Raw genomic sequence first — 9772 nt, forward strand, 5'->3', positions numbered from 1 at the left:
GAAAGATTCATCATCAATCCAACCCATCAAACCCCGGGACCAAACACCTAGCATTACGTGCCAACCAGCCCCTCTGGTTTGGCCCCGACAGCATTCTCACTGCGTCATCACGCATGATGATATCCGTCATTTGAGCCAGTGTTTCATGGCGATCAGCAGTTGATGATGAGAGAGTTATGATGGAAGTGGTTGCGGGGGCAGGATTTGAACCTGCGACCTTCAGGTTATGAGTTAGGGATTTAGGCCTACGCCCCTCCCCGCCCCAGCCGACAGAACTACGCCCAACCACGCGGAACCCCTTATTTTCCTTGAAAAACCGTCCCATCAGGCTACGCAGTTCTTGTACCGGCTACGCCCGGTTTTGCATTCATCTGTTTCCTATGTGTTTCCTGCGATGGGGACAAGCATGGCCAAGCTCAGCAAGAAAATTGTCACCGCTGCCGAACCGGCAGAGAAGGATTATTTCCTCTGGGACGACAGCATTCCAGCCTTCGCTGTTCGGGTATGGCCGTCCGGCCGAAAGGTGTACGTCATTCATTATCGCTCCGGCGGCCGCATGCGCCGCTACACGATCGGGCAACATGGGAACCCATGGACAGCCGATCTCGCGCGTGAAGAGGCCATCAAGATTCTTGCACGGGTTCATAGCGGCGAGAACCCCTCGGATGCTCGCGTAGAAGAACGCAAGGCGATGACCGCCAGAGAATTCAGCAATCGTTTCCTCGACGAATATGTGGATGTTCATCTCAAACCAACGACCCAGAGCGAGTATAAGAGGGCTGTGGATCTGTTCATCGTTCCCAAATTCGGGGCATGGCGGATGGCAGATATATCGCGTGCAGATGTCTTCGAATTTCACGGGGATATGCGACAGATTCCTTATCAGGCTAACCGCACGCTCGGCGTACTGTCCAAAATGTTCAGTCTGGCAGACCTCTGGGGCATTCGGACTGACGGTCTCAACCCGTGCCGCGGCGTTCAGCGCTATAAGGAAGAAAAGCGTGAGCGCTATCTGACGCAGGAAGAATATGCGCGCCTCGGCGCCACACTCAATAAAACAGAGGATATGCCGGAGGCCGTCTGGGCGATCCGTCTGCTCGTCCTGACAGGTTGCCGACTACGTGAAATCCAGACCCTGCAATGGAGCCACGTTTTCTTCGACCAATCCGAATTGCGACTGCCTGACAGTAAAACCGGAGCTAAAATCGTCCAGATTGGTCAGGCAGCGATAAACGTAATCAAGTCCATCCCCCGGTTGAAGGACAATCCCTATGTCATTACCGGACGGAAAAAAGGTGGCTATCTGACTGACCTGCAAAAACCCTGGCGCCGCATTCGCAAAGCCGCTGGCCTGGAAGGCGTCAGAATTCACGATCTGTGCCACTCCTTCGCTTCTGACGCACTGGAAATGGGTACCGACCTGACGATGATAGGCCGTATGCTGGGACATAGTGATATCAAGACGACCGCTCGTTACGCTCACCTAAAGCGGGAGAACGTGAGGCTCTCGACCAATCTTGTGTCCGAGAAGATCTCCGCAGCGCTTTTAGGACGCGGAAAATAATAAATATCGACTCAGTGCAATTGACGCATAATGATTGATTAGTTGCAGAATTTATAAAGGAAACAAGCACTCTGACCCTTGGCGGTTAAGGTCAGCTTACGCCTCATGTCGGACGTATCAAACCCTGTTTCTTTGTCCAGAAAGCGGACAGTCGGAAACATAAAAATTCTCGGTTCTTAGCTCGTGGTAGGCTATCGTTATTCCTGCATCCCCTCCCATAGCCCCCCCTGCTTCACGATAGCGGCAATAACGGCACGCAACAGCGAGCCATCGTTCAGCATCTGTTTGCCCATCTTTTCATGCGCCTCCATCAGTTCGATGGTCGCATTCAGTCCTTCTTCCTGAAGATCGGGTGAGTTGGCGAACTGGTCCTTGGTGTTGGCCTTTGCCTGCTCCCGCAGTTTTTCTGATTCTGCCAGCTTGGTTTCCAGCCCTGTGACAAACGCCACCTTGTCACCATCCGTCAGATCGCCCTCGAACAGATCATTGATCGCCTCAATGATGCGGGAAAGCTGCACCTTCACTTTATCCTGCGGTTGCCCCGAACCGGCTTCCTTTATCGGTTCCAGCCCGTCACCGGCTTCGTTCTTCAGCCCAAGCTTCTGCTGGCCAAGATCCTTCATACGATGATGCGTCAGACGCAAAGTCGTCGTGTCGATGGTCTCACGTTCACGGTCGAACTTCAGCAGCGGCCAGAGCATTTTCGCGAACAGGTACAGTTTTTCATAATCAGGATTGCCATAGTTCAGCATCTGACTGAAAAACTCATACATCCGCACGTAGGACGCCAGATCACTCCGGAACTGGATCAGGCCGTCAATCCGTTCCTTTGCTTCTTTCCGCTCCTGTGAGCCTTCCGGTTCATCCTGAACAATTTTCCGGGCATCACGATACCGGCCCAGCACACGGGAACTGACCGGCACGATGGCCGCATCAAGCTGCTGCTGCGTCGCTTTCGGATTTGTCAGGATACGGGCCACCCGATCCACTTCGGGCTGATCGTACAGCCCGGCGTCATCCAGCTTGTGGCGCAGGTTCACCACGCAGTTCGGATCACTGAGGTCCGCCAGTTCGGCCTTCGTGTAATATTGCTGGAACGCCTTGAGGATGTCTTCCGGGTCATTCTCGAAGTCGACCACGAAGGTCATGTCCTTGCCCGGATAGCAGCGGTTCAGGCGCGAGAGCGTCTGGACGGCCTGAATCCCGCCGAGCTTCCGGTCCACATACATGCCGCACAGCAATGGCTGATCGAAACCCGTCTGGAACTTGTTCGCCACGATCAGAATTCGCCACGGATCTTCGGCAAAAACCTCCCTCAAGTCGCGTCCTTTCAGCGCCGGATTGATGTTGCTTTCCGTAAAGGGCTCCGGACCACTTTCCGGGTCATCTACCTCGCCCGAGAATGCTGCAAGAAGCCCGAATGGATAATGCTTTTCCTTCACGTAGCGATCCATGGCCAGCTTCCAGCGCACGGCCTCCTTGCGGCTGGCCGTCACGACCATAGCGCGCGCCTTACCACCAAGGAGAGGCTGCACATTCTGGCGGAAGTGCTCCACCACAATCTGCACCCGTGCCGCGATATTGGTGGGATGCAGGCGCACCCACTTCATCAACGCCTTTTTTGCTTCCGAAGCCTCCACTTCCGTGTCATCCAGAATCTGTCCATCTTGGCTCAGGCGGAACGCCTGTTTCCAGGACACATAATTCTGCAAAACATCAAGAATGAAGCCTTCCTCGATAGCCTGCCGCATGGAATAGACATGGAACGCCTCAGGCTTATTGCCCTCTCCTTTGGGCTGATCTGGATGCGGCAAACGCCCGAACAGTTCCAATGTTTTGGCCTTTGGCGTAGCCGTGAAAGCAATAAAGGAAATGCCCGCGTCTGCGGCAATCCTTTGCGCCATTTCCGCCGCTAGCAGGTCTTCCGTGCTGATCTCCCCACCATCTGCAAGTTCTGCCAGTTCACCGGATGAAAGGGCTGCCTTGAGCTTGCTGGCGGATGTCCCGGTCTGCGAGGAATGGGCTTCATCTGCGATCACCGCGAAATGCTTGCCCTCGGTCGCCGCAAGCTGACGGATTTCCTCCAGCGCGAAGGGAAAGGTCTGAATCGTGCAGATGATGATTTTCTTGCCCGTATGCAGGGCTGCTGCAAGTTCCTGGCTCTTGCTGCCACTATTGCCGGAGATGGATGCCACCACGCCGCGTGTGCGCTCGAAACTCTCGATGGTTTCCGAAAGTTGCCTGTCCAGAACAGTGCGATCCGATACGACAATGACTGTATCAAACAGCTTGTGATTGTGCGCATCATGCAGGTCAGACAGAAAATGTGCTGTCCACGCAATGGAGTTTGTCTTGCCCGATCCTGCGGAATGCTGGATCAGATACCGTTGCCCCGGCCCCTCTTCCAGAATGGTGGAAACCAGCAGCCGTGTAGCGGCAAGTTGATGATAGCGCGGAAAGATCCAGCCCGAGATCTTCCCCTTTTTCTTCACCGGAATGATGTAACGGCCAAGAATATCCAGCCATGAATCTGGCTGCCATACCTCCCGCCACAGATACGCCGTGGTGCCGGGATTGCCTGCACCACCATCGTTCCCCTGATTGAACGGCAGGAAACGGCTGTGCGCGCCATCCAGATGGGTGCACATCATCACGTCACTGTTGCTGACAGCAAAATGCACGACCGCACCACCCGGCACCGAAAGCAGCGGCTCAGCAGGCTTACCGGGCGGTTTCGGCAGTCGGTCGGTGCAATACTGCTCCACCGCATCCTGAACTGACTGAGTGTAGTTCGATTTCAGCTCGGCGGTCGCCACCGGAACGCCATTCAGAAACAGAACAAGATCCAGCTCATTGCCGTTACTGGCCGAATAACGCACCTGCCGCACAACGCGCAGGCGATTAGCATCGTAACGATGCTGCAAATGCGGATTCATCGTCAGGGCCGGACGGAACTGACAGATCTTCAGCGTCTTTGTTAGCCCGATAATGTCCAGCCCGTCACGTAGGACGACGAGCGCCCCCCGCGTGTTCAGCGCATCCCGTACACGCTGGCATAAAACAGCACCAGCCGAGGCTCCATGCGTTTTCTCCAGCGTCTCCCACGCCTCGGGCTCACATTCGCGCACCCACGCCAGCAGATCTTCGGGAAACAGAGCCTGCGCCACGTCATACCGCGCGGCAGAGCCTTCTTCATAGAGCCAGCCGGAGCGCCCGAGATACTCGCAGATTTCGGATTCCAGATGGTGCTCTTTGTGAAGATCGGTCATTCAGCTGCTTCCTCTATGGGAAGAGCATCAAGCTGACGATTTTCCCATTCTTTATAAGTGATCCCAGAGTGGGCCTGATGCCACTTGTCCGGGCCATTCGCGGGGCGTCCGTAGATGATTGATGCAGCCGCACTTGGGCTGGAAAAAGCATAATCTTTCACAAATACAGCGGACTGACCCTCAGATCTTATAACACCGCCTCTCTCCAGTTCATCACGTAGTGGGTGGTAGCTCGTTCCTTCCTTCCCTTGCCAACACGGATAGAGACGAGAACCGGTTAGAACGATAAATTCGCCATCCTGTAAAACAGCATGCGCCTCGATTTCATATTTCGGATATATGAGAGTGAACTCTGGCTCTGAACTTTGTTCATTTACCGCGACAGCTTGTCTGGTGGCAGCATAAGTCGTCGATCCTGCCGGACGGCTGCGCTGGATGAACATGTCCACCCGGATGGCGGGCAGAACCACCATCAGACTGGCAAGAAACGCCTCCATCTTGGCAATATCCGCTTCCGTCAGACCCGGCGGCTTCGGGGAGTTGCCGTTCTGCAGTGGCGTATGCCCGATCTCCCGCGCCATGACGATCAGCCGCGCTTCCAGATACTTCACATGCGCCTTGTTCAGCCGGTTCGCACTGGCGGAGACCAGAACAGCGGTTTCCCACCAGTCCTTGTCACTCGCCGCCGCGTGCTGTTTCAGCCTGACGCCAAGATCCTCGGCCTCCCCGATATAGGCGAAGTCCTGCCCGTCCTTCTCACCCAGCAGCAGATAGGCCCCGGCGTAACTGGCTTCTTCCCGTCTGAGCGCCTCGGTCAAGCGCGTGCGCGGCGTGACGAAGACATGCCCCGTCCAGTTGAAGAGTTCGGCGGTGATCATGCCGTCCGGATGACCGTCGATATAGAAAAGCTCCAGAGAGCGGCCCTTGGTGTCGATCATGCTGCGAGGGCCTTGCTCTGGGCACGAACGTCGATCTTGCCGGTGACGGCGGCGGAGATGAGAGCGGCACGGCGTTCTTTGAGGAGGTCCAACTCATATCTTATCTGCTGTTCGAGGCTCTCAAAAGCAGACGTCTTCCTGTTAATATAAGCGCATATTTCCTTCTGTTCATTCAGGGGAGGAACTGGGATAGCGCTTGCACGCAGTCTGTCAGCTCTTATGCCACTTGCTGTCGACCCGCTGGCGCGGCTTCTGAGTTCCTGCCTGCCGATATCAGATAAATAATATGCTCTCATATAAAAATTGGACATCTTTTCATCGAGTTTAAATAGAATCATTCTCTGACCGGGAGATATTAATTCATCTTCTACGATAGCAACTTCACCAAGTGGAGCTTCCGTAGTTAGAATCACATCTCCTTCCCTCGGAAAACCGCGTGTCATTCTCCTGTTATATTCTTCCTCTGTTATAAAAACAGGATCTATAGAATGATCAATTCGACCATGCTTTATGCATGATGCTGTAATAAGTGGAATACCACTTTCGACTTTATTAGGTGTAACACCCCGGTAATCCACAAAATCTCTAACCACTTTATTGAGTGAAAGAATCTCCCACCCTTCCGGCACCATCCCGATCCACGGGATGCCTGAGTCCTTCATGGGGGCGTTGGGGTTCAGGCCTTTTGTGACGGCGTGGGAGATGACGGCCTGCCGCTTTTCCGCAAGGAGGGCAATCAGCCGTTCCTGTTCGGCAATCAGGGCGTCAATCTTCCCGCACTCACGGTCCAGAAAGCTGGCTATTGCCTGCTGTTCAGGGAGTGGGGGAAAACAAACATGGAACGACGCCAGACTTTCCGAAGATAATTCGAGAAAGGTCGTTCCCTTCCCAAGAATCTGTAGTTCAGGAACTGCTGAGTAAAGAAGATAAAGAAAGAAATTGGATAATATGACTTTAGTAGGAATAAGGGAGCGACAGCCTTGATTGGTACACAAAGGCACCCCAGAAAGTCCAAGACTTCCTATCGGCGCACGGGTTGAAATAATGATACTATTTTCAGGAACAATGCTGACAGCACAGCTTTCTGCACCTTTTGCAGAAATATATCTTTTTGAGTGCGTAATAGTCTCTGGCCGTTCTGAATTTAAATCCGCTGGTGTGATCCAAGTAATTTCACCATCCCAGAAATCACTTTTATCAGATTTTGGAGTTGCTCCGTTTTTTAGAGAGAACAATCGTTTAAGTGGCTGGATACCCCAGCCAACCGGGATCTCCCCGATCCACTCAACCCCACTGTCCTTATAAGCCGGATACTTCTGAAAGCTCATGCCGAAAGCTCCCCAAGCATCGTCATAATTTTCGCGGTCACCTCTTGCAGATCCGCATCAATCTCCGCAAGCGGACGCGGCGGCTCAAACACATAGAAATACCGGTTGAACGGAATTTCGTAGCCGATCCTTGTCTTGTCCTCGTCAATCCACGCATCCGGGGCATGGGGCAGGACTTCGCGTTTGAAGTAAGCGTGAATGTCTTCATCCAGCGGCACGTTTTCTGTATCGCGCAGGCTGCTGTCGGGCACGGGCTTGCCCTTTGCCTTGCCGCGCTGACCAAGGACGATATTGCCGTCCTCATCACGCTGCGGACGCTCCACGGTGATGGTCTGGTAGCCAAACGCCTCATTGCGGAAGATGCGGCTCAACGGCGCAAGCCTGACTTTGCCGCCTTCGGGGCCTTCCGGTGGTTCCGCGCCCTTCATCACGACCTCACGCGTCTGCGTGCCATCGGCGGCGATTACGGTGGCAAGCTGCGCCTCCTGCGCGTCGCGGAACAGGCGCGTGACGAGGGTAATGTCGCCCTCTCCCATTTCCTTGCGCTTGGAACCGAGGCTTTTCCGCATTTTCTGCCAGAAGGACGAGGCGTCGATCAGTTGCACCTTGCCCTTGCGGTTCTTTGGCTTGCGATTGGTGAGCACCCAGACATAGGTGGCGATGCCGGTGTTGAAGAACATATCAGTCGGCAGCGCGATGATGGCTTCGACAAGATCCTCTTCCAGCACGAAGCGGCGGATTTCGGACTCGCCGGACCCGGCGGCGCCCGTGAACAGGGGCGAGCCGTTCAGCACAATGCCAAAGCGTGAGCCGCCGTCCTTCGCGGGACGCATCTTGTGGACGAGATGGAGCAGGAACAGCATGGAGCCGTCCGAAATACGTGGCAGGCCAGGGCCAAAGCGTCCATCATAGCCTAACTTGTCATGCTCAGCGCGGACGGCTTTCTCGACCTTCTTCCACTCCACGCCAAAAGGCGGGTTGGAGAGCATGTAATCGAATTTATAATCTGCCAGTTCATCATCGGACAGGGTGTTGCCAAGGCGGATGTTGCTGACGTCCTGATTGCGGATCAGCATGTCAGCCTTACAGATGGCATAAGATTCCGGGTTCAGTTCCTGCCCAAACATGGTCAGGCGTGCATCCGGGTTGTGCTCGAGCAAGAACTCTTCAGCAACGGAGAGCATACCGCCGGTGCCAGCTGTTGGGTCATAGATGGCGCGCACAGCGGCGTTGCCGGGGGTCAGCAGGCTGTCATCCTCGGCAAAGATTAGGTTCACCATCAGTTTGATGACTTCGCGCGGGGTAAAGTGCTCACCTGCTGTTTCGTTGGAGGCTTCCGAGAACCTGCGGATCAGTTCTTCAAACACCTGCCCCATCTGGTGATTATCGACGGCTTTGTCGCTAAGATCGAAACTAATGAATTTTTCGAGAACCAGATAAAGCAGATTGGCTTTTGCCAGGCGGTCTGTTTGCTCGGTGAAGCGGAAGTGGTTGAAGATATCACGGGCTGCGGGCGAGAAGGCGTTGATATAATCAGAGAGGTTCTGGGTCAGGTTATCTGGATCGTCCAGCACGCCTTTTAGCGTGACGTTGGATGTATTTACGAACTTCAGACCAGCAGCTTTCTCCATAAAAGGCATGGGATCGATGCCTTTGCTCTCCCACTTCTCCTTTTCCTTCAGCACCTTGTCACGGGTCGGAGCCAGAACGGCATCAAGGCGGCGCAGAACGGTAAAGGGCAGGATGACTCGACCGTATTCGGCTGGCTTGAAATCGCCTCGCAGGAGATCGGCGACCTGCCAGATCATGGAAGACAGAGAAGCGGTCCGGGGTGTCGTGCTCATAAGAAAATCTGGTCCGATATCGAAAGTGTGGAATCACTGGTTTTGAAAATGTTGCCGGAGCCAGACCGCGAACGCATCTTCCTCCATTGCGCCAGACGCAAGAGCCACCATGGCTTCGACAGCTTCCGGAGCGCCGACCTGCACACGAGTGCCGTTCAGCCGCAGGAAAAGGACGCAGCAACTCCAGGCTGTCCGCTTGTTGGCGTCGTTGAAGGGATGATTGCGAGCAATGCCATAAGCGTAGGCAGCAGCCAGAGTCGCGATGTCCGGCGGATCGGATTCCGCATAGTGCCAGCGGTTTTCTGCGCGGGCCAACGCGCTGTGCAGCAGATCTTCGCTTTTGAGCCCGTGGGTTCCGCCGTATTCCTTCAAGGCCTGATCGTGCATGAACAGCACCGCGTCAGGTTCCAGAAACTCAGGCACATCCGGCATCAGCGTTTGGCCAGCTCCTGAAGAACGTCTGCCTGCTCACGCAGTGTCTCACGCGCCATCTGCATCTGGCGTTCAAGCCTGAGATTACGTTTCACGAGCTTGATTCCGTCGGCCATTTCGACCAGCGTGAGTTCCTGTCCGACCTCCAGACCAAGGCGAATACGTGTTTCCGCTGGAAGGGTAACACCGACAGAATTGCCCTGTTTGCGAACGACAACCGTTTCCATGAGCTCAGCTCCGTATTACGAACGGTAATACGTAACAGAACTTACTTAGGAGCGGCAAGCCAAATATCGAGTTGTCACTGTGTCAGCTATGACGCTCATCCACCCAAAACCGGACCTTCCGCTTCCCTGAAGGGTTTCGGGCGCCGCGAGGCGTACGAAAGTCTGGGAAG

General features: G+C 54.6%; 7 protein-coding genes. 1 reads left to right on the forward strand and 6 read right to left on the reverse strand.

Annotated elements, in window-relative coordinates:
- Positions 1 to 406 precede the first annotated feature (406 nt).
- The gene (locus tag APA10_RS08660) at positions 407 to 1564 is read left to right on the forward strand and encodes a site-specific integrase (protein ID WP_035366488.1); all 1158 of its coding nucleotides are present in this window, start codon (positions 407 to 409) and stop codon (positions 1562 to 1564) included.
- Between the two features lie 197 nt (positions 1565 to 1761).
- On the opposite strand, the gene APA10_RS08665 is transcribed toward APA10_RS08660, so the two are convergent.
- The 6 genes from APA10_RS08665 to APA10_RS08690 are packed head-to-tail and all read right to left on the reverse strand — an operon-like array spanning position 1762 to position 9602.
- Positions 1762 to 4833: a type I restriction endonuclease subunit R gene (locus tag APA10_RS08665; RefSeq protein WP_003630901.1), complete on the reverse strand. Its 3072-nt coding sequence runs from the start codon at positions 4831 to 4833 to the stop codon at positions 1762 to 1764.
- Positions 4830 to 5771, reverse strand: coding sequence for a GIY-YIG nuclease family protein (locus tag APA10_RS08670; protein WP_003630903.1), 942 nt, complete (start codon positions 5769 to 5771; stop codon positions 4830 to 4832). The genes APA10_RS08665 and APA10_RS08670 overlap by 4 nt, the downstream gene beginning before the upstream one ends.
- Positions 5768 to 7099 carry a restriction endonuclease subunit S gene (locus APA10_RS08675; protein WP_003630904.1) on the reverse strand — a complete coding sequence of 444 codons (1332 nt, stop codon included), beginning with the start codon at positions 7097 to 7099 and terminating at the stop codon, positions 5768 to 5770. Before APA10_RS08675 ends, APA10_RS08670 begins: the two co-directional genes overlap by 4 nt.
- The gene (locus tag APA10_RS08680) at positions 7096 to 8943 is read right to left on the reverse strand and encodes a type I restriction-modification system subunit M (protein WP_250697663.1); all 1848 of its coding nucleotides are present in this window, start codon (positions 8941 to 8943) and stop codon (positions 7096 to 7098) included. Before APA10_RS08680 ends, APA10_RS08675 begins: the two co-directional genes overlap by 4 nt.
- 33 nt (positions 8944 to 8976) lie before the next feature.
- Positions 8977 to 9375 carry a type II toxin-antitoxin system death-on-curing family toxin gene (locus APA10_RS08685; RefSeq protein WP_003630906.1) on the reverse strand — a complete coding sequence of 133 codons (399 nt, stop codon included), beginning with the start codon at positions 9373 to 9375 and terminating at the stop codon, positions 8977 to 8979.
- Complete coding sequence (locus APA10_RS08690; RefSeq protein WP_003630907.1) at positions 9375 to 9602, reverse strand: AbrB/MazE/SpoVT family DNA-binding domain-containing protein; 228 nt, start codon at positions 9600 to 9602, stop codon at positions 9375 to 9377. The genes APA10_RS08685 and APA10_RS08690 overlap by 1 nt, the downstream gene beginning before the upstream one ends.
- Positions 9603 to 9772: the final 170 nt, after the last annotated feature.

Source organism: Acetobacter pasteurianus subsp. pasteurianus LMG 1262 = NBRC 106471 (assembly GCF_000285275.1).
Taxonomy (GTDB): domain Bacteria; phylum Pseudomonadota; class Alphaproteobacteria; order Acetobacterales; family Acetobacteraceae; genus Acetobacter; species Acetobacter pasteurianus.

Bases quoted from the DNA above. Each gene is read 5' to 3' on its own strand.
- APA10_RS08660 (WP_035366488.1), top strand. From the start codon at position 407: ATGGCCAAGCTCAGCAAGAAAATTGTCACCGCTGCCGAACCGGCAGAG.
- APA10_RS08665 (WP_003630901.1), bottom strand. From the start codon at position 4,833: ATGACCGATCTTCACAAAGAGCACCATCTGGAATCCGAAATCTGCGAG.
- APA10_RS08670 (WP_003630903.1), bottom strand. From the start codon at position 5,771: ATGATCGACACCAAGGGCCGCTCTCTGGAGCTTTTCTATATCGACGGT.
- APA10_RS08675 (WP_003630904.1), bottom strand. From the start codon at position 7,099: ATGAGCTTTCAGAAGTATCCGGCTTATAAGGACAGTGGGGTTGAGTGG.
- APA10_RS08680 (WP_250697663.1), bottom strand. From the start codon at position 8,943: ATGAGCACGACACCCCGGACCGCTTCTCTGTCTTCCATGATCTGGCAG.
- APA10_RS08685 (WP_003630906.1), bottom strand. From the start codon at position 9,375: ATGCCGGATGTGCCTGAGTTTCTGGAACCTGACGCGGTGCTGTTCATG.
- APA10_RS08690 (WP_003630907.1), bottom strand. From the start codon at position 9,602: ATGGAAACGGTTGTCGTTCGCAAACAGGGCAATTCTGTCGGTGTTACC.